Genomic DNA, 22713 nt, shown 5'->3' on the forward strand with positions numbered 1-22713 from the left:
GGCCGTTTGGTGTTCGGTGAACAAGCAACGAGAGGCTAGAATGACGAAATACAAGCTCGAGTACATTTGGCTCGATGGTTACACCCCGGTCCCCAACCTTCGCGGCAAGACGCAGATCAAGGAATTCGCGGAATTCCCGACGCTCGAACAGCTGCCGCTGTGGGGCTTCGACGGTTCCTCGACCATGCAGGCCGAAGGCCGCAGCTCCGATTGCGTGTTGAAGCCTGTGGCGCTTTACCCGGATCCGGCCCGCACCAATGGCATTCTCGTCATGTGCGAGGTCATGATGCCCGATGGCGTCACCCCGCATGAATCGAACAGCCGCGCGACCATCCTCGACGACGAGGACGCCTGGTTCGGCTTCGAGCAGGAATATTTCTTCTACAAGGACGGTCGCCCGCTCGGCTTCCCGGAGAGCGGTTATCCCGCGCCGCAGGGTCCGTACTACACCGGCGTCGGCTACAAGAACGTCGGCGACGTCGCGCGCAAGATCGTCGAAGAGCATCTCGACCAGTGCCTTGCTGCCGGCATCAACCACGAAGGCATCAACGCCGAAGTGGCCAAGGGCCAGTGGGAATTCCAGATTTTCGGCAAGGGCTCCAAGAAGGCCGCCGACCAGATCTGGATGGCGCGCTACCTGCTCCTGCGTCTGACCGAGACTTACGGCATCGACATCGAGTTCCACTGCAAGCCGCTCGGCGACACCGACTGGAACGGCTCCGGCATGCACTGCAACTTCTCGACCAAGTTCATGCGCGAAGTCGGCGGCAAGGCCTATTTCGAAGCCCTGATGGCGCAGTTCGACAAGAACCTGATGGACCACATCGCCGTCTACGGTCCGGACAACGACAAGCGCCTGACCGGCAAGCACGAGACCGCGCCGTGGAACAAGTTCAGCTATGGCGTCGCCGACCGTGGCGCCTCGATCCGCGTGCCGCACTCCTTCGTCAAGAATGACTACAAGGGCTATCTGGAGGACCGTCGTCCGAACTCCCAGGGCGACCCCTACCAGATCGCCTCGCAGGTGCTGAAGACGATCTCGCAGGTTGCGACCGACGCTAAGGTCTCGGCCGCCGCCTGATTGTTTTCGCGGCGCGGATCGCAAAGTCTTCGCCGCGACCAGAACTCGACAACAAAAAGCCCTGGCGGAAACGCTAGGGCTTTTTCGTGTTTGCGAGGCGCGTCTGCCGTTCTCAGCCGGCGACAGCCCCACGTGCCTTCAGCGCCGCCAGCACCTTGGCATGGGGCAGAGCAGGGCTCCGGTTGCCGTCGCGGCCGATAATGTCATCGTTGGCGACGAGCGCGTTGAGCACCGCCTCCTCGGTCGCCTGTACGACGGCTGCGTAGAAATCGTCCATGCAGGATAGGCGTTGCCCTCCGACGCCCCGTCCTTGCGAGAATCCCGGCCTTCGCCGGATTCTTTTTTGCAGTGCTGGCCGGCGAAGCGAATACCCCCAAAAAAAGTCAGGTTGAAAAGGCCAGGGCAAATACGCCGGATGGAGAGGCTTTTGGCTGATGCTGCTTGCCGCCACTGGTGTCGTACGCTCTCGACTTCGTCGAAAAAGCCCGGAAAACGGCGTGTTCCGGCTCATCCGCACTCCAACGATCCCCAGTATAAGCCTCTGTTCATACATCGAAATCGGCGATTTATGCATTCGTCGGGCGACGTTGACAGATCACGCTGCGGCATGCGTATTCGTGGCCATGGGGTTACGCCAAAGCGATGCTGTTCGAACGGGGCGGGGTTTCTTGAACGACGGCATTGGCGGGGCGCCGGACGAGCGGGCATTGCAGCCTGAGGCAGTGCGCCGCTCGCTCCTGGCGTTCGATTGCGCGCTCGAAACTGCCACCCACCAGCCTTCATTTGCGATTTCCGCCGGCGGTCACGAAGCTGGCAAGCCGCGCCATCAAACGATGCTTTGGAACCGAGCGAGAGTGTTCGCGCTTGCGTGGCTGACCACTCGCGCGCTCATCGATGCGCATTGACGACAGCAAAAAGCCCTTGAAGGCGGAAATCCTTCAAGGGCCTTTTCAACGCTATCGGTACGGGTTCTTACACCGAATAGTACATGTCGTATTCGACCGGATGCGGGGTCATTTCGAAGCGCATCACCTCAGCCATCTTCAGTTCGATGTAGCTGTCGATCTGGTCGTCGTCGAAGACGCCGCCGGCCTTCAGGAAGCCGCGGTCCTTGTCGAGGCTCTGGAGGGCTTCACGCAGCGAACCGCAGACGGTCGGGATCTTCTTCAGCTCCTTCGGCGGCAGGTCGTAGAGGTCCTTGTCCATCGGCTGGCCCGGATGGATCTTGTTCTTGATGCCGTCAAGGCCGGCCATCAGCATGGCGGCGAAGGCGAGGTAGGGGTTCGCGCCCGGATCGGGGAAGCGGACCTCGACGCGCTTGGCCTTCGGCGACGAGCCGAACGGGATGCGGCAGGAGGCCGAACGGTTGCGCGCGGAGTAGGCAAGCAGCACCGGCGCTTCATAGCCGGGCACCAGACGCTTGTAGGAGTTGGTCAGCGGGTTGGTGAACGCGTTGATCGCCTTGGCGTGCTTGATGATGCCGCCAATGTAGAACAGGCAGCTTTCCGACAGGCCGGCATATTCATTGCCGGCGAAGGTCGGCTTGCCGCCTTTCCAGATCGACTGGTGGACGTGCATGCCCGAGCCGTTGTCGCCGAAGATGGGCTTCGGCATGAAGGTGGCCGTCTTGCCATAGGCGTTGGCGACCTGGTGCACGACATACTTGTAGATCAGCATCTTGTCGGCGTTGCGGACCAGCGTGTCGAACTTGATGCCGAGTTCGTGCTGCGCGGCCGCGACCTCGTGGTGATGCTTTTCGACGCGCACGCCCATTTCTGCGAGCACGGTCAGCATCTCGGAGCGCATGTCCTGCGCGCTGTCGATCGGCGGCACCGGGAAATAGCCGCCCTTGATGCGCGGGCGGTGGCCGAGATTGCCGGTCTCGTAGTCGGTGTCGTCGTTGGACGGCAGTTCGGTGGAGTCGAGCTTGAAGCCGGTGTTGTAGGGATCGGCCTTGTACTTGACGTCATCGAACACGAAGAACTCGGCTTCCGGGCCGACGAAGATCTGGTCGCCGATGCCTTCCGACTTCATGTAGGCCTCGGCCTTCTTGGCCGTGCCGCGCGGGTCGCGGTTGTAGGATTCGCCCGAGACCGGGTCGAGGATGTCGCACAGGATGACCATGGTCGACTGCGCGAAGAACGGGTCCATGTGGACCGTGTCCGGATCGGGCATCAGCACCATGTCGGACTCGTTGATGGCCTTCCAGCCGGCGATCGAGGAGCCGTCGAACATGACGCCATCGGCAAACATGTCTTCCTCGACCTCCACGACATCCATCGTCACGTGCTGCAGCTTGCCCTTCGGGTCGGTGAAGCGCAGGTCGACGAATTTCACGTCGTTGTCCTTGATCTGCTTCATGATGTCTTTGGCTGTCGTCATGTCATGTATCCCTGTTTGATGACGTTTTTTGATGGATGACGTTTCTTAGAAGGCTGGTCGCGTCAGACCGCGTCCATTCCGGTCTCACCGGTGCGGATGCGCACGACTTCCTCGATATTGGAGACGAAGATCTTGCCGTCGCCGATACGGCCGGTCTGGGCCGCCTTGCGGATGGCTTCGATGGCGGCTTCGACCGCGTCGTCGCCGAGCACGACCTCGATCTTCACCTTCGGCAGGAAATCGACCACATATTCGGCGCCACGATAGAGTTCGGTATGGCCTTTCTGACGTCCGAAGCCCTTGGCCTCGGTTACGGTGATACCTTGCAGTCCGGCCTCCTGAAGCGCTTCCTTCACTTCGTCCAGCTTGAATGGCTTGATGATCGCTTCGATCTTTTTCATGTAAAAAGTGGCCTCCACTGCCAAAAAAAACGGGTTGTGAACCCCCGCTTGCGCCTCCATCAAGCACGAACTGTGCCAGATAGCTGGATTCGAAGCGGTTTCATACGATTTCCAACCCATGCCGCACCGAGATGCAAATTCGCGTCATTCACTGCATCGGATGCGGCATGGCCTGCTGAAGCCTACACAGTCCCCATGCTTGCGTCCGCCTAATAATTAGGCGGAATGCTCATCTGGTGTGCGCTTTTTGCCTTGATGCCCGCCTTGGTGGCATGGCCGCAGTTGCTGATGCGCTCCTCTTTGTTTGCTTCGGCTCGAAAACTGGACAATGCTTGATCGAATGCGGATCGGCAATCCATGAGCGATGAACTTCTTACTTCCGCCGAAATGGGCGAGGCGGACCGGCTGACGATTGCCGCCGGCCCGGTGGACGGCATCGGCCTGATGTGCCGCGCCGGCGAAGCGGTCGCGGGCGAAGTTCTCAGGCGTTACCCCTCAGCGACCCATGTCCACGTGCTGTGTGGTCCCGGCAACAATGGTGGCGACGGCTATGTCGTCGCCCGTATCCTGGCTGACAGCGGCGTTGCCACCACGATCTGGGCGTCCGGTGCGCCGAGGCCGCGAAGCGACGCAGCACTTGCCGCGGCACAGTGCCCGATCGCGTCCCGGCCACTGTCCGGGTTCGAAGCCGAGCCTGGCTCGATCGTGGTCGATGCGCTTTACGGCGCAGGGCTGTCTAAACCGCTGTCCGGCGATGCCGCCAGGGCGGTGGCTGTCGCCACCGATCGGCGTTTGCCGGTTGTCGCGGTCGATCTGCCCTCGGGCGTTTCCGGCGACAGTGGCAAAGTTTTGGGCGTGGCATTTACCGCCGCCGTCACCGTGACCTTCGCGCGCAAGAAGCCAGGCCATTTGCTCCTGCCTGGCCGTGAGCGATGCGGCGAGATCGTGCTTGCCGATATCGGCATCGGCGATGACATCATCGCACGGCTCCAGCCCCGGACGTTCGCGAACAGGCAGGCGCATTGGCTACGCGACTTCCCGGTGCCGGCTGTCGATGCACACAAGTACAAGCGCGGCCATGTCGGCGTCTTTTCCGGCGGGCCGAGCGCTACCGGGGCGGCGCGGCTGTCGGCGCTTGCCGCGGCTCGAAGCGGGGCAGGGGCGGTGACCGTGCTGTCGCCGGGCAACGCCATGCAGGTCAATGCCGGCCATCTGACCTCGATCATGCTGCGCAAGACCGATGATGTCGCGGACATCCGGGAATTTGTCGGCGAACGCCGGCCTTCGGCCTTCATCCTTGGCCCGGGCTTCGGCGTTGGTGACAAAACGCGAAGCTTTGGGCTGGCGCTCCTCGCCTCCGGACAAGCTCAGGATGCCGCCACACAGGTCGATGGCCTTGTGTTCGACGCTGACGCGATCACCGCGTTTCGCGAGGCGCCGGAAATCTTGTTCGAAGCGGCGCGCCGGCCGAATGCACCGGCCCTGGTGATGACCCCGCACGAAGGGGAGTTCGCCAGGCTGTTTCCTGATATCGCCGATGACAATGCCTCGTCCAAGCTCGACAAGGCGCGCGCGGCGGCCGCACGTGCCAATGCCGTTATCGTCTACAAGGGCGCTGACACGGTGATCGCTGCGCCCGATGGCAGGGCGGCGATCAATTCCAATGGCGCGGCGTGGCTTGCCACTGCCGGGTCTGGCGACGTGCTGTCCGGCATATCAGCCGGTCTGCTGGCGCAAGCCATGCCGGCGTTCGAAGCGGCCTGCGCGGCGGTGTGGATCCATGCCGAGGCCGGCAGCCGGTTCGGACCGGGGCTGATTGCCGAGGATCTGCCGTTGGCGCTGGTGCCTGTGTTGCGCGAACTGGTCGAAGCACGCCGCAAGGTGCCCGTCGAATGAAGCGTTTCGCGCTCGCCGTCGCGGCCGTCATCGCGCTGTTCGCATCGCAAGGCGTGCGCGCCGAGCAGCCGGTGACCATCGTCGACGATCCGGCGGTGCTCGCCGCCCTCGATGCCGGGGGTTTTGGCTTCGCCGGCATTTTCGCCGTCGATGGCGAGGACAACCTGAAGACACTCTATGACAGGGCGCCAGCCTATCATGCGATCGTCGATACGGCGGCATCAGACATTGCCACGCTGCGCGCCGAGATGAAGGCCGGCGGGCGCACGCTCTACGAGGTGACCGACGCCAATGTCGGCCGCATCATGGATATGCGCTGGCTGAAGACGGAGGCGGCGCGCTTCCGGCTGGTCGGCGTCGTCAACCGGCTCGACCGGCGTGATTTCGCTGCCCTGGAAGGTGACAAGAGCTGCGGCGAGGTGCGCTTCATCTATCGCCTGGCCTACAGTTTCAAGAAGGACGGCAAGGTCCTGGCCTCGCGGCTGCCGTTCAACTTCAACGCCGTCTACCGTGCGGCACCCGATGCCGACGGCGGCTGCGTCGGCGTTGCCGGGCGCTGGACGCCGCAACTCGATGAGAGCGTCGATGCCGGCTGGCTGACCGGCGGGCCGCTGGAGCGGGCCGGGCTGACCTTCAAGCAGCTTGAACTCAATGCGCAGGTCGTGCGCTTTCCCTCCGGCCAGGAGACCGAATTCGGCGGGCAGGCCGCCTATCTCATGCGGATATTCGGCATCGATGGCGCCGCCGTCAGTGAGAAGCCGCTGGAGAACACGCCGGACACCCCACGGCTCTCGCAAGACGCAGCGCTCAAGAAAAAGCTCGCCGATTATGTCAGCGCCAATGTCGGGGCGGTCGATCTTGGCGTCTACGAACTCCCCAGCGAATTCCTGGCGAAGAAGGTCATCTCATGGTCGACCTTCGGCAGCGCAAGACAGGCCAACCATCCGTTCACGCCGCTGTTCAAGCCCACGGATTTCGCCAGCCTGGACTATGCGGCGCTGAAGCTGGTGCGCACACCGGAGGCACTGGTTGACCGGCTGGACAATGGCGCCTGCCAGGGCTGCCACCAGGCGGGTTCCACGGCCGGCTTCCACTTCATCGGCCTCGACGACAGGACGACATCGCCGCTCAATCGCATCGAGGTCGGTATCTCGCCGCATCTGCATGCCGAGGTCCCCCGGCGCCAGGCCTGGCTGCGCGCAACGCAAGAAGGCAAGGAGCCGAACCGGTACCGGCCGCTGTCCTTCGCGCCGCCAGCCACATGGAGCGATGCCGGCGAAATCGACTACGCGCCGGCAGAAATGGCGATGCCGTGCCTGATGCCGGACGATGCCAAGCGTTTCGGCGCGACCTGGCAATGCGGTGGCGGTACGGTCTGCACACCGCTGGTGGCCGCGTCTGGCGTGCGCACCACTCTGGCGCAGTGTCTGTTGCCCAAGGACAGCGAAAAAATGTTCTCCGGCCACCCCTGCCTGAACGGGTCGATCGCCAGCAACCCGTCGCAGCCTTTCAACGATCGCTACAAGATCACCGGCCAGTTCGCCGCCTTCGCGCCGGGGATTTCGCGGACCGCCTATACCTGCCGGCCGCCCAAGATCGGCGTGCCGGCCGGCATCGCCTACCGCGCCTGCGACGACAAGGATCGCAGCTTCGCCGCCTTCAAGAAGGGCAAGCCGATGCCGAACGAAATCTGCGGGCTGGTCGGCGGCAAGAAATTCGATACGTGCGTGGCGACCAACAATTTCGACCAGTGCCTCGGCGGCGCAGTCAATCGCGGCAACCGGCCGGCCTGCTCGGCCGATCATTTCTGCCGCGAGGACTATATGTGCCAGTCGCTACCGCCGGACACGCCGGGCGCTCCTAAAGTGAAAGGCATCGGCTTCTGCTCGCCGACCTATTTCATCTTCCAGATGCGCATCGACAACCACGCGACACCCTGGGCGAGCGCCACCAGCGAGCCAAGGGACGCGGGGTTCGGCGCGGCCGAGGAGGAATGAGTGTTCGACGGCTACCGCCTGCAGAAGCCTATCGGTCGCCTCACAGCGGAATGTTGTCGTGCTTCTTCCAGGGATTCTGCATGTCCTTGTTGCGCAGCATCCGCAGCGCCCGGGCGATGCGGCGGCGGGTCGAGTGCGGCATGATCACTTCGTCGACATAGCCGCGCTCGGCGGCGACGAAGGGCGACAGGAAGCGATCCTCGTAAGTCTTTGTATGGGCTGCGATCTTTTCCGCGTCGCCAATGTCCTTGCGGTAGATGATCTCGACCGCGCCTCTCGCGCCCATCACCGCGATCTGCGCCGTCGGCCAGGCATAGTTCATGTCGCCACGCAGATGCTTTGACGCCATGACGTCATAGGCGCCGCCATAGGCCTTTCTGGTGATGACGGTGATCTTCGGCACGGTCGCCTCGGCATAGGCGAACAAGAGCTTGGCGCCGTGCTTGATCAGCCCGCCATATTCCTGCGCGGTACCGGGCAGGAAACCAGGAACATCGACAAAGGTGACGATCGGGATGGAAAAACAATCGCAAAAACGCACGAAGCGTGCCGCCTTGCGGCTGGCGTCGGAATCGAGCACGCCGGCCAGCACCATCGGCTGGTTGGCGACGAAGCCGACCGTGCGGCCCTCGACGCGCCCGAAGCCGGTCACGATGTTTTTGGCGAAACTCTGCTGGATCTCGAAGAAGTCACCTTCGTCGGCGACCTTCAGGATCAACTCCTTGATGTCATAGGGTTTGTTGGCGTTGTCGGGAATCAGCCGGTCGAGCGACAGATCGTGGTCGGTGACCGACTGGTAGCATTCGATCTCGGGAATGTCCGATGTGTTCGAAGCCGGCAGCAGGTCGACCAGCCGGCGCATCTGCAGAAGCGCCTCGACGTCATTGTCGTAGGCGCCGTCGGCGATGGAGGATTTGGTTGTGTGCACCGAGGCGCCGCCGAGGCTTTCGGCCGTCACCGTCTCATTGGTGACGGTCTTCACCACATCCGGGCCGGTGACGAACATGTAGGAGGTGTCGCGCACCATGAAGATGAAGTCGGTCATTGCGGGCGAATAGACGTCGCCGCCGGCGCATGGACCCATGATCACGGAAATCTGCGGAATGACGCCGGAGGCCAGCACGTTGCGCTGGAAGATTTCGGCATAGCCGCCGAGCGCCGCAACGCCCTCCTGGATGCGCGCGCCGCCGGCATCGTAAAGCCCGATGATCGGCGCGCGGTTGCGCAGCGCCATCTCCTGCACCTTGATGACCTTTTCGGCATGCGCTTCCGACAGCGAGCCGCCGAATACGGTGAAATCCTTGGCGAAGAGGTAGACCGGACGACCGTTGACCGTGCCCCAGCCGGTGACGACGCCATCGCCGGCGATCTTGGTCTTCTCCATGCCGAAATCGGTCGAGCGGTGTTCGACATACATGTCGAACTCTTCGAACGAGCCTTCGTCGAGGAACACCTCGATGCGTTCGCGCGCGGTGAGCTTGCCCTTTTTGTGCTGGGCGTCGATGCGCGCCTTGCCGCCACCCATGCGGGCGATGTCGCGCCGGCGCTCGAGTTCCTTCAGCACGTCCTTCATCGCTCGGTCCCCCATGCGCGATACTTCTCGGCAGGCATTCGCCAGATATGGCAGAATAAGCCTATGAAGAACAACGTAGAAATATCCGAGGATTTGAACCGCCGGATTGATATGCTCACGTCCCGCTCGACACTGACACGTGATCAGATCATTGAGGATGCGCTGTCCCATGGACGTTCGCTGGCGTGGCAAGAAAAATGGGTCGCAGGCGTTCAGGCGGGAATAGAGGGCGCCGACCGTGGCGACTTCGCCAATGAGGAAGAGATCGCGACCGTTCTCAACAAGTACAGTCAGGCATCAGCCTCTGTGTGAATTGTCTGGACCCGACACTATCTGATCGAGCTAGCGTCAATCGGCGACTACATTGGCCAACATAAGCCGCGGGCCGCTGCCCGGATCGTCAGTGAGATCCATTCAAAGACCCCCGGCTGTTATCCGCCAACCCGTTCATCGGACGAGTTGGGGAGATCAAGGGCACGCGTGAACTGGTGATTCCCGGCACACCCTACATCGTCGCCTCTCGGGTCACGGACACTCAGATAGAAATTCTGTTTGTGCAACATGGCGCCAGGAAGTGGCCGGATGAGGTCTGAGCGGACATTTCGGACTGCTCTCTAGCCGGCTTTTGCTGCGCTGCAACATTACGCCCCTTGCATTCCGGGGCGAACTCAGCCATATGCAGCCCATAGGCGCTTGGGCCGGGAGATTCCGGCCTTCTCGACAAATGAGACTGGTTGCGTCTGTTTTCCCTCTTTCCGGCAAATCGGCAAGGCGGCGAAAAAGCCCCGTGGCATGATGCCTGCGGGCACGACAGCGCAGCCGAGTGGACGCACACGTCCGCCCGCCTTGTCGTTTCATATCAAATTTTTCGACGGCAGGTTGCGCCCTGCCGCCATTGATGTTTGCGGCAAAGAAGCCGCGTGAAAGAAGATTATTTTGACCAACGAAAACACATTGCCCGGCAACGATACCGCGGAACTCTTCGGTTTCGCAGCGCTGGGAATCACGGGTGCGCTGCTCAAGGCCACCCACAATGCCGGATTCACCGAACCGAAGCCGATCCAGATGCAGGCAATCCCGCCCCAGCTGGAAGGCCGTGACATTTTCGGCATCGCGCAGACGGGCTCCGGCAAGACCGCGGCCTTTGCGCTGCCTATCCTGTCGAAGATCATCGCGCTCGGCACCAAGCGGCGCGCCAAGACGACCCGCGCGCTCATCCTGGCGCCGACCCGCGAGCTCGCCGTGCAGATCGAGGACACCATCAAGATCCTCGCCAAGGGCGCGCATGTCTCGACGGCACTCGTGCTGGGCGGCGTCTCGCGCTTCAGCCAGGTGAAGAAGGTTGCTCCCGGCGTCGACATCCTCATTGCCACGCCCGGCCGATTGACCGACCTGGTGCGCGAGGGCGACCTCATCCTCTCCGACACCAAATGGCTGGTGCTGGACGAGGGCGACCGCATGCTCGACATGGGCTTCATCAACGACGTCAAGCGCATCGCCAAGGCGACCGCGCCTGACCGCCAGACGGCGCTGTTCTCGGCCACCATGCCGGACGAGATCGCCGAACTGGCCAAGGGTCTTCTGAAGAACCCGGTCCGTATCGAAGTCTCGCCGCAAAGCACCGCGGCGGCCGAGATTGTCCAGGGCGTCGTCTTCGCCCGCACCAAGCAGAAGCGCCAGGTTCTGTCGACAATGCTCGCTGACGAGGCGATGAAGTCCGTCATCATCTTTTCGCGCACCAAGCATGGCGCCGACCGGGTGACCAAGGACCTCGAGCGCGATGGCTTCAAGGCGGCCGTCATCCATGGCAACAAGTCGCAGAATGCCCGTCAGAAGGCGCTGAACGATTTTCGCGATGGATCGGTCCGCATTCTGGTCGCGACCGACATCGCGGCGCGCGGCATCGACGTCCCCGGCATCAGCCATGTCGTGAATTTCGACCTGCCGGATGAGGCGGAAAGCTACGTCCACCGCATCGGCCGCACCGGCCGCAACGGCATGGACGGCATCGCGATCACGCTTTGCGATCCTTCTGAGAACAGCAAGCTGCGCCAGGTCGAGCGCATCATCCGCACCAAACTGCCGATCGTCGCCGACCATCTCGGCAGCCCCGATCCGCAGCGCAATCCGGCTGAAAAGAACGAGCGCTTCGAGCCCGCCAATGATCGCAACGACCGCAATGGCCGTCGTGACGGCCGGCGGCCGGGCGGCGAAAACAAGGGCAACGGCTTTGGCAAGAAGCGGTTCGGCGACAAGCCGGCCTTTGCCGGTGAGCGCAAGCCGGAAGGCGCCAAGCCCTTCAAGGGCAACAACAAGCGCCGTTTCGGCGGCAAGCGTCCGGCAGCGCGGGCTGCTTAACCAAGCCTCGTCGCGGTCGGCCAAGTCTTAGCGCTTGGCTGGTTGCCTGACCGATTAGAGAAAGGGCGGCCGAAGCGATGCTTCGGCCGCCCTTTCCGTCTGCGCACCTACTTCGCCACCGCCTCGACCCAGACGGCAATCCGTTGCGCGAGAAATGCCGTGGTCGATGGCGACAGCACGTCGCCGGCAATGACATGGTTGTCCGGGTCGCCGGTGTCGTCGACCGGCACCAGCTCGTGCGGTGCGCCCCAGCGCCCTGCGATTTCGCGGGTGCGGTCTGGCCGCACCACTTTGTCCGAATCCGAGAAGATGAACAAAGCCGGGATATCAGCCTTCTCCACCGGCGCCCTGTAGGCGAGTTCCGTCAACGCTTGCATCGGCAGCGTCGCGGCAACCGGATATTTGATGGTCCAGAACTTCTCGTGCAGCGCGTTGCGCGCCACAAAACTGCGCTCCTTGCCGATCACGAGTTCGGCGATCTGTTTGCCCCAGGGCATGGTCAGGATCTCGGCGCCGGATGCCTTCACACCGAAATTGGGCGAGATGAATGCAATGGCAGCCACCCCATTCGATGCCCCGGGCTGCGTAGCCGCCCATGCCGCCAGCGAGCCGCCGGTCGAGGTCGAGATGACGATCACCTTGTCGCCGATGGCCCGGCCGATGGCGAGCGCTTCCTCATAGTCGTTGATCCAGGCATTGACGCTGCCTTGCGTCATCGCCGCGCCGTCCTGCCCGTGACCGGTCAGGCGGGTGTAGAAGAGATTGGCGTCGAGCAGGTCGGCCACGTCGTCGGGCAGGGGGCGGACCTCGCCCTTCGAAGCCGAGAAACCGTGGATGTAGACGATCGACAGCGGCGTCTTGGCATGCACCATGGGATTGGCCCAGACGATCTCCTTCTCCAGCCCGTCGCGGATACCGGGCACGGCGGCCTCCACCTTTGCCACATAGGCCTGCGGATCGTCACCGACGACGGAAGGATCGAAGCGGATCGTGGTGTCGACGGGAACGCGCGGACCGAGGACGAAGGCCAATGCAAGGACGGCGACCAGGGCCAGCACAGCAAGCACGATCCGTCGCCCCATCGCAGACTCCACGCAACAACAACAAGCCTATGGTGGTGGCCATGAACAGGCAACGGCCGTTCAGGCAGCCACACCACCAATCCTGTGGGCATCCTATTCGTTGGGTGGCTTGCGCTCGTAATGCAGCGGCCTTGCCTTCCAACTGGTCATCAAGATGATCACCCATCGGCTTATCGGCCTCGGCAACATGGCGAGAAATTTCAGTGGCCAGCTCGTGCGGTAAGGAAACGTGGTTTCGAAGCCGCCGGATTTGATAGCCTTCACCATGCGGCGTGTTGCCCGGGTGACCGGCATCAGGCCTGGCATTGGCAGCATATTCTTTTCGGTCAGCGGCGTGTCGACAAAACCGGGGTTTATCACCTGGACGCGGATGTTCATCTTGTCGAAATCATACTTCAGTGACTCGGCCAGGATGTTGATCGCCGCCTTGGTGCCACCATAGGCGGCCGTGGTTGGCCAGCCGAAATAGGCGGTGACCGATCCGACCAGCACGACGTGGCCGCGCGACCGCACGCGCATATACTCCACGACCGGCACCAGGCCGTTGATGATGCCGAAATAGTTGACCTCGAAGGACCGGCGAAAGTCCTTGACGACCAGAGCCTCTCCAGGCGTCGAAATGTAGTTTCCGGCATTGAAGACGGCGAGCACGATGGGGCCGAGTTCGTTCTCGATCGCGGCCACCGTTCTTGCCATGCGCGGCTCATCCGTGACGTCACAGGGAAAGGCGGTGACGCTGCCCGGCATCTGCGCGGTCTCGACGATTAGCGTGTCGATCGGATCATCGTCCAGTGCCGTTACGGCCACCGCATAGCCCCGTGACGCCAGATCCCTGGCCAGCGAGCGGCCGATGCCGCTGCTGCCGCCCGTGACCCAGGCGACGCCGTGTTCCGGATCGGCCCGATAGAGTGTCATGTTGCGCCCTGCCGAGTTGTTGGTGCCTTGCTCTAGCGGTCAGGAAATCGAATGAAAAGAGTGCTTTTCGACCACGGGTGCAAATGAACTTTGGGATATCGAGCAGGCTGCAAGGGGTGTAGACGCACAGCAGTGCCGGAAATGCGACTGGACCAGGTGAATTCTTGCCTTGAAACCGAAGCTTCGGGTTTCTAGGGTTTCGGCGCATGCACACAAGGAATCTTGAATGCCCCGTTCTGTGATCGACGTGATCGGCAACACGCCTCTGATCCGCCTTAACAAAGCGTCCGAAGAAACCGGCTGCGAGATCCTGGGCAAGGCCGAATTCATGAATCCGGGGCAATCGGTCAAGGATCGCGCCGGCCTTTTCATCATCCGCGACGCCGAACGGCGCGGCCTGTTGAAGCCGGGCGGCGTCATCGTCGAGGGAACGGCGGGCAATACGGGCATCGGGCTGACGCTGGTCGCCAAGGCGCTGGGTTATCGCACGGTCATCGTCATTCCCGATACGCAGAGCCAGGAGAAGAAGGACACGATCCGGTTGCTCGGCGCCGAGCTGATCGAGGTGCCGGCCGTGCCCTACAAGAACCCCAACAATTACGTGAAACTGTCGGGACGGCTGGCCGAGCAGATGGCGAGGACCGAGCCCAACGGCGCCATCTGGGCCAACCAGTTCGACAACGTCGCCAACCGCGATGGGCATATCCGCACCACGGCGGAAGAAATCTGGGCCCAGACCGGCGGCAAGGTTGACGGTTTCGTCTCGGCGGTGGGTTCCGGCGGCACGCTGGCCGGCGTCGCTTTCGGGCTGAAGGCCAAGAACAAGGATGTGAAAATCGCGCTTGCCGACCCGCTTGGCGCCGCGCTCTACAGTTTCTACACCAGCGGCGAATTGAAGTCCGAAGGCAGTTCGATCACCGAAGGCATCGGGCAAGGGCGTATTACCGCCAATCTCGAAGGGTTCACGCCGGATTTCTCGTTCCAGATCAAGGACGAGGACGCGCTGCCGATCGTCTTCGACCTGATCCAGGAAGAAGGCCTGTGCGTCGGCGGCTCGACCGGCATCAACATTGCCGGCGCCATCCGGCTTGCCAGGGAATTGGGCCCCGGCCACACCATCGTGACCATTCTTTGCGACTACGGCACGCGCTACCAGTCGAAGCTGTTCAATCCGGAATTCCTGCGCGAGAAGAATCTCCCGGTGCCGGGCTGGATGGAACTGCAGAGCAAGATTTCGGTGCCTTTCGAAAAGGTCGCATGATGGCGCACAAGACGGAAGCGCTGTTTCGCGACGATTCCTATCTCGCCATGGCGGATGCGGCGGTTGCTGCCGTCAATGATCGTGGCGGCATCATTTTCGATCGGACGATCTTCTACGCCACCTCGGGTGGCCAGCCGGGCGATACCGGCTATCTCGAACGTGCCGACGGTAGCCGCATCGTCATTGCCGCCACCATCACAGGTGAGACCAAGGACGAGATCATCCACGTGCCGGCGCCGGAGCAGGCGGCCCTGGCGGTTGGCGAGAAGGTCAAACTCGCGATAGACTGGGAACGTCGGCACCTGTTGATGCGCATGCACGCGGCTTGCCATCTGCTTACCGTCGTTTGCCCGTTTCCGATCACCGGTGCGGCGGTTTCTGAGGACGATAGCCGGGTCGATTTCGACATTCCGGACGCCAGCTTCTCGAAGGAAGAGGTCACCGCGAGCCTGATGGATCTGGTGCGCGCCGATCATCCGATTTTCACCAGGCTGATCAGCGACGAGGAACTCGCCGCGAACCCAGGCCTGGTCAAGTCGAAGAACGTCCGGCCGCCGGTCGGTACCGGCAAGATCCGCCTGGTCTGCATTGGTGAGAATGGCGCGGTCGATAGCCAGCCCTGTGGTGGCACACACGTGAAAAGCACCGGCGAAATCGGTGAAATCCACATCGGCAAGATCGAAAAAAAGGGCCGTGAGAACAGGCGCTTCCGCATCCGTTTCGGCCCGATGCCGGCCGCCTGACACGCAACCTTGCCCTACCCGGAACAGAGAGAACCAGAATGGCCGAAGACAGTCCTTTCACCGTCGATGCGGACTGGCTGCAGGCGCGCCTGGGCGAGCCCGGCCTGACCATCGTGGACGCGTCCTGGTACCTGCCGGCGCAGAAGCGCGGCGCGCGCGCCGAATATAATGCCGCCCACATTCCAGGCGCCCGCTTCCTGGATCAGGACGCGGTGTCGGCTCCCGACGCTGCCTTGCCGCACACGCTGCCTTCGCCTCAGCATTTCGCGCAATATGTCGGTGCGATGGGCGTGTCCGCCGACGACACCATTGTCGTCTATGATGGTCCGGGTTTCTTCTCGGCACCCCGGGCATGGTGGATGTTCCGCATCATGGGTGTTTTCCAGACCTATATTCTGGATGGCGGTTTCGACGCTTGGAAGGCGGCCGGCCGCCCGGTAACGTCCGAGCCGACGAAGATCGCGCCAAGCGTGTTCCATGCCGACTTTGACGCCGGCCGCGTCGCCAGCCTCGCCGACATGCGCCGGATCGTCGAGACCGGCGCCAGCCAGATTGCCGATGCCCGTGGATCCGGCCGCTTCACTGGCGTCGAGCCCGAGCCGCGCGCGGGGATCCGCTCCGGCCATATGCCGGGCGCACGCAACGTGCCGTACTCCGCACTGTCGGAAAACGGCATGCTGTTGTCGAAGGACCGTTTGCGCAAGGTGATCGAGGACGCCGGCATCGACCTGTCGAAGCCCGTCATCGCATCTTGCGGCTCCGGTGTCACCGCCGCGGTGGTTACGCTCGCGCTGGAGACGCTTGGCCACACCGACAACAGGCTTTATGACGGCTCATGGACAGAATGGGGCGGGCTCTCCGACACGCCTGTCGTGACCGGCCCCGCGACGGCCGGCCCCGCTAAGACCGGCCCCGCCAAGGCCAGCAAGGAATGAACGCGATGGAAAACGGTGTGCTGCAGGACATTGAAGTCACCGTGACTTTTCTCGAAATGCATGCCCCCCCTGCGGTCTCCCCGCCAGTGCCCTACAACCGCCAGGTCGCGCTGTTGAAGACCAAGGACATCCCCTTGCATTTCTATCGCTATTTGATGGACCGGGTCGGGCGCAAATGGCATTGGGTGAATGTTCTCAGGCTGGACGATGAGGAGCTTTCGGCCGGCATCCACCGCGAGGACCGTGACATCAGGGTGCTCTACCTCGACGGCGCGCCAGCCGGCTTCTTTGACCTCAAGCCGCATCTGCCTGATGAAGTCGAACTCGCCTATTTCGGCATGATGGAACATGCCACCGGGCAAGGCATTGGCCGCTGGTTCCTGGGTTCGGCGATTTCAGCCGCCTGGTCGTATGGGCCAAAACGAGTGACGGTGCAGACCTGCACGCTGGACCATCCGGCGGCTCTGCCGCTCTACCAGAAGCTCGGCTTCAAGCCGGTCGCGCAGAAGAAGGAGGTCGTGCATCCGCTGCCTTTCGCCGAGCGCTCGGCCAGCGTCATGCGGCCCTGATTTCAGCTGGAATCCGAAATCGGCCGGAACCTGAACCGGCCGTTCATCGGCGCTTCAGCCTGCTTTTGGCATCTTGCCCGCATCATCAACGCGGCTGAGGCCGAAGGAGGATAGACATGCTGACACGCCGTACACTTGTCGTCGCGCTGATCGCAGCGATCGCCTTGCCGAGCCTTGCCGCCGCCCAGGCGACGACGCCTTCGGCCGCGACGATCGAGCGCAAGCTCGAGGCGACGCCGCGGGTGAAGTTGCGGCCGAACGAGCGTGTCACGATCCGCGAATTCAAGCGCCGGCCGGATTTGCGCCGCATGGCGCGCTCGATCGACATCCAGTCGATCAATTTCGCTTTTGGCTCGGCCGCTATTTCCAGTTCGCAATACGACAGGATCGAGAATATCGCCGACGCGCTGCAGCGCATCCTGCGCCGCGATCCCGGCGCCCGCGTGCTGATCGAAGGGCATACCGATGCCGTCGGTTCCTTCCAGTCGAACCAGATCCTGTCCGAACAACGGGCCGCTTCGTTGAAACGCACGCTGGTGCGCGAATTCGGCGTGCCCGGCTTTGCCCTGGAAACCGTTGGCTACGGCGAGGAGTTCCTGCTCGTGCCGACGCAGAACGAAAACTGGCGGAATCGCAGGGTGACATTGCGACGCTTCGACGATTTCATTCGGTGAACCAGGGTTCGGTCAACTTTAATGAGCTGGCGTATTTTAATTGGCTGGCGCTATCGATGATGCTTTTGATCTATGGGAGGGACCGACATCGGATCGGTCCCTCTATGCCTTGGCAAGAATCGGGTGGGAAGCATTGGCCCGACCACATAATTTCCGGTCAGCAAACCGGAGGTTTTCACCATGGCCATTCAGTTCAAAGCGCTACCCAGCGAACAAGTCAGGACGCTGCAACGCGGCGGTCCCGATGCTTACGGCCAGACGCCAGAGCTGAGGATTTCCGACGGCGACGGCATGCCTTGCCGCCATTGCCTGAAGAACATCGCCGCCGGCGATGCCTATCTCATTCTTGCCTACCGCCCCTTTCCGGAGCTTCAGCCCTATGCCGAAACCGGGCCGATCTTTCTGCATGCGGAAGAGTGCGAGCGTGCGGTCGAGACCGAATTGCTTCCCGAGGTCCTCGAAAGCCCGGACTACATCGTGCGCGGCTATGGCAGGGATGATCGAATCGTCTACGGCAGTGGCGGGGTCATTCCTACCGACGCAATTGCGGCACGGGCCGAGACCTTGTTCGAGCGCGATGACATCGCCTACGTGCATGTCCGCTCGGCGCGTAACAACTGCTACCAGTGCCAGATTGAGCGAGCCTGAAACGCAAAGGATTGCGCCCAGGAAGCCTGTCGTACTCCCGTCGCATAGGTCGGATAGAACGCGAGCGTCGATAGATTGGCCGACCGCGGATGAACCGGCGGCGATCTCGATATCGAGGAAGCGGGGCTTTGGCTCCGCTTTTTTGTTGCCTTGGGTTCTGCGCAAAAGCCTTCAACGCAAAAAAGAGCCCGCCGGCTAGGCCGGCGGGCCGCAACTTTAGCCTGGAGGGCTTTTAGTTGAACTTGTACTTCGCGCCGATGCGCACGGTCTGGAACGAAGCTTTGTCGGTGAGTGTACCATCCGGTGCGCCAAATTCCGATGAGAAGTCCTTCTTGGCGAATTGCGAATAGCGATATTCGAGGCCGACCGTCACATTGTTGGAGACTGCTGTTTCGAGGCCGCCACCCACCGTGAAGCCGCTCTTGCTCCAATCGATGATATCGCCGACCGGGTCCGAAGCGTGCAGATCGAAATGCTGGTAGCTGTAGCCGCCGATGACATAGGCAAGGGTCGATTCGTTGACCTTGGCGCCAACGCGGGCCAAAGCATCGAAGCCATAATCGTTGTCGAGCTTGATCGAGCCGCCAGGGATGTCGAGTTTGGAGCGAATTCCAGAATAGCTGCCATCGAGCTGTACACCGGCAACCCAGCTGCCGAAATCGTAGTCATAACCAATGCTGGCTTCGCCGAGCACGCCTTCGCTGCCAATGCCATTGAGATCGAGAGCGCCGCCGCCGCCAAGGTCGACGCCAAGGTCGTGAACCGCCGTGCCGGCGCCAAGCGCACCACCAACATAGAAGCCGGTCCAGTTGTAGGTCGGGGCCGCAAATGAGGCGCCGCCACCGCTCTGAGCGCCGAAGCGATAGTTGGCGGCGATATGGAAGGTGTGGGTGGACGGCTCGACGTTCAGAGAACCTCCGCCAAAATCAATAACCGACTTGTCACCATAGTTCGCGTAGCGATACTCGGTCTTCAGCGTCCAGTTACCGCGCAGCACGGTTTCCATACCCACGCCGAGAACATAGCCACCACGATTCTCGGTGAATTCGAGCCCATCGGCATCTCCAGACCCGTCCAGCTTGAAATGCTGCCAGCTATAGCCGCCGAGCACATAGCCGAGCGTGCTTGGATTGAGGAGGTAGCCAGCGCGAAGGCCAACGTCGAAGCCGTAGGCATTTGTCAGGTCGATATCGGCGTCCGGAATGCTGATCGACGGGCCCATATTGCCGATATTGGCATCGATAAAGCCGCCGAGCAGGAAACGTTCATTGACCATATAGTCGTAGCCAGCGGTCAGTTCGCCGAAGACGCCATTGCCGCCGATACCGTTGAAGTCGACAATCGGCGCCACGCTGAACTTGTGCACGCTGGCCCCAAATCCGCCACCGATGCCGACATAAGCACCGCTCCAGTTGAAACCGGACGCCTCGACCGGCTGCACCACATCAGCCGCATTCGCGGCGGAGATCAAAGCCACTACAGAAACGGCACCCAAAAGGAAAGATTTCGCAGAAACGCGAAGAAACATAGCCCAACCCCTAATCAATAAACCCACCACGTCTCTAGCAGGGAGTCGGTCAGACCAGGAATGACAAATATGCAACAGTTTTGGGCAAACCAAAACCTGCGGTCGGTACTGTTCTGCCCAGTAACCAGGCCGCTGCCCTAGATCGGCCAATAAAAAGCCCGCCGGCGTGGACCGGCGGGCAAGAATAGCAAGTTGACTTTTTCTGGGTGTATCAGGCGGCCAGAACAGCCTTCGGCTCGACCAACTCGTAGCCGAGCGCTTCGGCAACCGCCCGGTTGGTGATCTTGCCCTTGTGGACATTGAGGCCGTTGCGCAGGTGATGGTCGTCGACCAGCGCCTTCAGGCCCTTGTCGGCGAGCTGCAGGCCGTAGTGCAGCGTCGCATTGTTGAGGGCGTGGGCTGAGGTCACCGGCACCGCACCTGGCATGTTGGCGACGCAATAGTGGATGACGCCATCGACCTCGTAGGTCGGCTCGGCGTGAGTCGTCGCATGCGAGGTCTCGAAGCAGCCGCCCTGGTCGATTGCGACGTCGACCAGCACCGAGCCCTTCTTCATGCCCGACAGCATTTCGCGGGTGACGAGCTTCGGTGCCGCGGCACCGGGAATCAGCACGGCACCGACGACGATGTCGGCCGAGAAGCATTCTTCCTCGAGCGCCTCGACGGTGGAGTAGCGGGTGTGCACACGGCCGGCGAAGAGGTCGTCGAGCTGGCGCAGGCGCGGGATCGAGCGGTCGATGATAGTGACATCGGCGCCAAGGCCGGCGGCCATGCGGGCCGCGTGCAGACCGACGACGCCGCCGCCGAGCACGGTGACCTTGCCGGGCAGCACGCCAGGCACGCCGCCGAGCAGCACGCCGCGGCCGCCATTGGCCTTCTGCAGCGCCGTGGCGCCGGCCTGGATCGACAGGCGGCCCGCGACTTCCGACATCGGCGCGAGCAGCGGCAGGCCGCCACGATCGTCGGTCACGGTTTCGTAGGCGATCGCCGTGACGCCCGAAGCGAGCAGGCCCTTGGTCTGCTCCGGATCCGGAGCCAGATGCAGGTAGGTGTAGAGGATCTGGCCTTCGCGCAGCTGAACCCACTCATTGGGCTGCGGCTCCTTGACCTTGACGATCATGTCCGACTTGGCGAATACGTCGGCGGCGGTCTTGGCGATGGTGGCGCCGGCGGCGCGATAGGCGTTGTCATCGGCACCGATGCCGGCGCCGGCGCCGGCCTCGACCAGCACTTCGTGGCCGTGCGCCACATATTCGCGGACCGAGCCTGGCGTGAGGCCGACACGATATTCGTGGTTCTTGATTTCCTTGGGGCAGCCGACGCGCATTTTCTTCTCCTGATCCGGGCCCTTTTGGGCTCACTCCCTGTATTGTCGGAGTGAACCATGAATCGGCTCGCAAGTGTTTGCGAATGCGCTTGCGCGGGCAGGTCGGTTTCGATAATCCTTGCGTGAATTAGCAGGATATTCGCAGGATTCACGAAAAATGCCGCTCGACAGGATCGATATCGCCATTCTTGAGACTTTGCAGAAGGACGGCAGGATACCCAATGCGGCGCTCGCCGAGAAGGTTGGCCTGTCGCAGTCGGCCTGTTCGCGCCGGCTGGATAATTTGGAAAAATCCGGAACCATTCGCGGCTACCACGCCCGGCTGTCCAATGCCGCGCTCGGTCATCAGATGACGGCGATCGTGCATATATCGCTGTCGGGCCAGTTCGAGAAGACGCTGTCGGATTTCGAAGCAGCCATCAAGCGCTGCCCCAATGTCTTGTCCTGCCACCTGATGTCGGGCGAGTACGACTACATCCTGCGCATCGCGGCGAAAGATCTGGTCGACTATGAGCGCATCCACAAGGAATGGCTGTCGGCCATGCCGCACGTGACCAAGATAAACTCGTCCTTCGCCTTGCGCGAAATCGTCGACCGCACCGCCATGGGCATGAAGCCTGAGATGGCTTGAGCTTGCCGGCCTGACCTTGCTCTAGACGGGATTCAGGCTTCAGTGACGATCCGATCCATCGGAATGTCATGCGGCTGCGGATAGATGGTGGCGATGCGCTGCAGTTCGTAGCCGACGCCGATGACCAGCGGCTTGACGGGCATGGCGGCCAGTGTGCGGTCGAAGAAGCCGCCGCCATAACCCAGGCGATAATTTGCCGGATCAATGCCGACGATCGGCGCGATGACGATGTCCGGCAGCACCGAATCGCCCTCGGCCGGGATCGGAATGTTCCAGACGCCCTTTTCCAATCGGTCGCCCGGTTTGTAGGCACGGAAGATCAGGGGGTGTCCTTTCTCGACGACGATGGGCAACGCTGTGCGGCCGCCGCGCTCGTTGACGGACGCCATCCATGATCGCAGATCCGGTTCGCCGCGAAACGGCCAGTAAAGGCTGACCATGCGGCCGCGGATCTCGCCGATGATCGTGTCGAGCCCTTTGGCGATGCGCCGGGACATTGCTGCTCGCGCGTCGGCCGAAACAGCAAGGCGGGCCGCGATCAGTCGCTCGCGTTCGGCCTTGCGCCAGCGCCGCACATCGGTCCAGTCGGACAGCGGCGCCCGGAATTCCGGATCGAACTCGTGCATCAAGCAGGGAGGCGAGGCATACTGTCCCGGACCCTGGTCGTCATGATCGTTGGCCATGCGTCACCTCATAGCGTGTCCGGTGACGC

The 22713-nt window shown here is 62.2% G+C and carries 23 protein-coding genes; 14 read left to right on the forward strand and 9 right to left on the reverse strand.

Translation table 11 applies throughout. The features are described from left to right. Positions 1-40 precede the first annotated feature (40 nt). Positions 41-1081 carry a glutamine synthetase beta-grasp domain-containing protein gene (locus ACVILI_RS18765; RefSeq protein WP_010909300.1) on the forward strand — a complete coding sequence of 347 codons (1041 nt, stop codon included), beginning with the start codon at positions 41-43 and terminating at the stop codon, positions 1079-1081. Positions 1082-1193: 112 nt separating this feature from the next. On the opposite strand, the gene ACVILI_RS18770 is transcribed toward ACVILI_RS18765, so the two are convergent. After that, positions 1194-1358 carry a hypothetical protein gene (locus ACVILI_RS18770; RefSeq protein WP_019857986.1) on the reverse strand — a complete coding sequence of 55 codons (165 nt, stop codon included), beginning with the start codon at positions 1356-1358 and terminating at the stop codon, positions 1194-1196. Between the two features lie 157 nt (positions 1359-1515). Between ACVILI_RS18770 and ACVILI_RS18775 the strand changes: the two genes are divergently transcribed. Beyond that, positions 1516-1986 carry a hypothetical protein gene (locus tag ACVILI_RS18775; protein ID WP_148307371.1) on the forward strand — a complete coding sequence of 157 codons (471 nt, stop codon included), beginning with the start codon at positions 1516-1518 and terminating at the stop codon, positions 1984-1986. A gap of 67 nt (positions 1987-2053) precedes the next feature. On the opposite strand, the gene glnA is transcribed toward ACVILI_RS18775, so the two are convergent. Together glnA and ACVILI_RS18785 are read right to left on the reverse strand one after the other, a co-directional pair. Beyond that, on the reverse strand, positions 2054-3463 hold the full coding sequence (glnA, locus tag ACVILI_RS18780) for a type I glutamate--ammonia ligase (RefSeq protein WP_010909302.1): 1410 nt from the start codon (positions 3461-3463) through the stop codon (positions 2054-2056). Between the two features lie 62 nt (positions 3464-3525). Continuing rightward, positions 3526-3864: a P-II family nitrogen regulator gene (locus ACVILI_RS18785; RefSeq protein ID WP_019857988.1), complete on the reverse strand. Its 339-nt coding sequence runs from the start codon at positions 3862-3864 to the stop codon at positions 3526-3528. A 357-nt stretch (positions 3865-4221) separates the two neighbouring features. On the opposite strand from ACVILI_RS18785, the gene ACVILI_RS18790 reads away from it, so the two are divergent. Next, positions 4222-5760, forward strand: coding sequence for a bifunctional ADP-dependent NAD(P)H-hydrate dehydratase/NAD(P)H-hydrate epimerase (locus tag ACVILI_RS18790; RefSeq protein WP_027046813.1), 1539 nt, complete (start codon positions 4222-4224; stop codon positions 5758-5760). Further along, on the forward strand, positions 5757-7757 hold the full coding sequence (locus ACVILI_RS18795) for a hypothetical protein (protein WP_038646676.1): 2001 nt from the start codon (positions 5757-5759) through the stop codon (positions 7755-7757). Before ACVILI_RS18790 ends, ACVILI_RS18795 begins: the two co-directional genes overlap by 4 nt. 40 nt (positions 7758-7797) lie before the next feature. Here ACVILI_RS18795 and ACVILI_RS18800 read toward each other — a convergent pair whose 3' ends face one another. Continuing rightward, positions 7798-9330: an acyl-CoA carboxylase subunit beta gene (locus ACVILI_RS18800; RefSeq protein WP_038646678.1), complete on the reverse strand. Its 1533-nt coding sequence runs from the start codon at positions 9328-9330 to the stop codon at positions 7798-7800. Positions 9331-9393: 63 nt separating this feature from the next. Between ACVILI_RS18800 and ACVILI_RS18805 the strand changes: the two genes are divergently transcribed. From ACVILI_RS18805 to ACVILI_RS18815, 3 genes are all read left to right on the forward strand, one after another. Further along, positions 9394-9642 (forward strand): hypothetical protein, encoded by a 249-nt coding sequence (locus ACVILI_RS18805; protein WP_019857993.1) that lies wholly within the window; start codon positions 9394-9396, stop codon positions 9640-9642. Positions 9643-9815: 173 nt separating this feature from the next. Beyond that, positions 9816-9923, forward strand: a complete 108-nt coding sequence (locus tag ACVILI_RS18810; RefSeq protein WP_276315347.1) for a hypothetical protein — start codon at positions 9816-9818, stop codon at positions 9921-9923. A gap of 343 nt (positions 9924-10266) precedes the next feature. After that, positions 10267-11688: a DEAD/DEAH box helicase gene (locus tag ACVILI_RS18815; protein ID WP_038646681.1), complete on the forward strand. Its 1422-nt coding sequence runs from the start codon at positions 10267-10269 to the stop codon at positions 11686-11688. A gap of 107 nt (positions 11689-11795) precedes the next feature. Here the strand turns inward: ACVILI_RS18815 and ACVILI_RS18820 are convergent, their stop codons facing one another. Both ACVILI_RS18820 and ACVILI_RS18825 read right to left on the reverse strand, forming a co-directional pair. After that, entirely contained in the window at positions 11796-12770 is a 975-nt protein-coding gene (locus ACVILI_RS18820) for an alpha/beta hydrolase (protein WP_038646683.1), read from the reverse strand. A 93-nt stretch (positions 12771-12863) separates the two neighbouring features. Then, positions 12864-13685, reverse strand: coding sequence for an SDR family oxidoreductase (locus ACVILI_RS18825; RefSeq protein WP_038646684.1), 822 nt, complete (start codon positions 13683-13685; stop codon positions 12864-12866). A gap of 226 nt (positions 13686-13911) precedes the next feature. Between ACVILI_RS18825 and ACVILI_RS18830 the strand changes: the two genes are divergently transcribed. From ACVILI_RS18830 to ACVILI_RS18855, 6 genes are all read left to right on the forward strand, one after another. Beyond that, entirely contained in the window at positions 13912-14946 is a 1035-nt protein-coding gene (locus tag ACVILI_RS18830; RefSeq protein ID WP_019857998.1) for a cysteine synthase A, read from the forward strand. After that, complete coding sequence (locus ACVILI_RS18835) at positions 14946-15689, forward strand: alanyl-tRNA editing protein (RefSeq protein ID WP_240564778.1); 744 nt, start codon at positions 14946-14948, stop codon at positions 15687-15689. The genes ACVILI_RS18830 and ACVILI_RS18835 overlap by 1 nt, the downstream gene beginning before the upstream one ends. 38 nt (positions 15690-15727) lie before the next feature. Continuing rightward, a complete protein-coding gene (gene sseA / locus ACVILI_RS18840; RefSeq protein WP_038646686.1) occupies positions 15728-16624 on the forward strand; it encodes a 3-mercaptopyruvate sulfurtransferase in 897 nt (298 codons plus the stop codon). A gap of 5 nt (positions 16625-16629) precedes the next feature. Continuing rightward, positions 16630-17193 (forward strand): GNAT family N-acetyltransferase, encoded by a 564-nt coding sequence (locus ACVILI_RS18845; RefSeq protein WP_027046818.1) that lies wholly within the window; start codon positions 16630-16632, stop codon positions 17191-17193. Between the two features lie 116 nt (positions 17194-17309). Next, a complete protein-coding gene (locus ACVILI_RS18850) occupies positions 17310-17867 on the forward strand; it encodes an OmpA family protein (RefSeq protein ID WP_027046819.1) in 558 nt (185 codons plus the stop codon). A 180-nt stretch (positions 17868-18047) separates the two neighbouring features. Beyond that, complete coding sequence (locus ACVILI_RS18855; RefSeq protein ID WP_019858002.1) at positions 18048-18515, forward strand: DUF1203 domain-containing protein; 468 nt, start codon at positions 18048-18050, stop codon at positions 18513-18515. 232 nt (positions 18516-18747) lie between these two features. On the opposite strand, the gene ACVILI_RS18860 is transcribed toward ACVILI_RS18855, so the two are convergent. Beyond that, complete coding sequence (locus tag ACVILI_RS18860) at positions 18748-20043, reverse strand: outer membrane protein (RefSeq protein ID WP_038646688.1); 1296 nt, start codon at positions 20041-20043, stop codon at positions 18748-18750. 211 nt (positions 20044-20254) lie between these two features. Further along, positions 20255-21370, reverse strand: coding sequence for an alanine dehydrogenase (ald, locus tag ACVILI_RS18865; RefSeq protein ID WP_019858003.1), 1116 nt, complete (start codon positions 21368-21370; stop codon positions 20255-20257). Between the two features lie 157 nt (positions 21371-21527). On the opposite strand from ald, the gene ACVILI_RS18870 reads away from it, so the two are divergent. Then, positions 21528-22001: an Lrp/AsnC family transcriptional regulator gene (locus tag ACVILI_RS18870; RefSeq protein ID WP_010909317.1), complete on the forward strand. Its 474-nt coding sequence runs from the start codon at positions 21528-21530 to the stop codon at positions 21999-22001. 32 nt (positions 22002-22033) lie between these two features. Here the strand turns inward: ACVILI_RS18870 and ACVILI_RS18875 are convergent, their stop codons facing one another. After that, positions 22034-22684, reverse strand: a complete 651-nt coding sequence (locus tag ACVILI_RS18875) for a 5-formyltetrahydrofolate cyclo-ligase (RefSeq protein WP_084791514.1) — start codon at positions 22682-22684, stop codon at positions 22034-22036. Between the last annotated feature and the right edge of the window lie 29 nt (positions 22685-22713).

The sequence above is a fragment of the Mesorhizobium sp. USDA 4775 genome, from assembly GCF_054062655.1.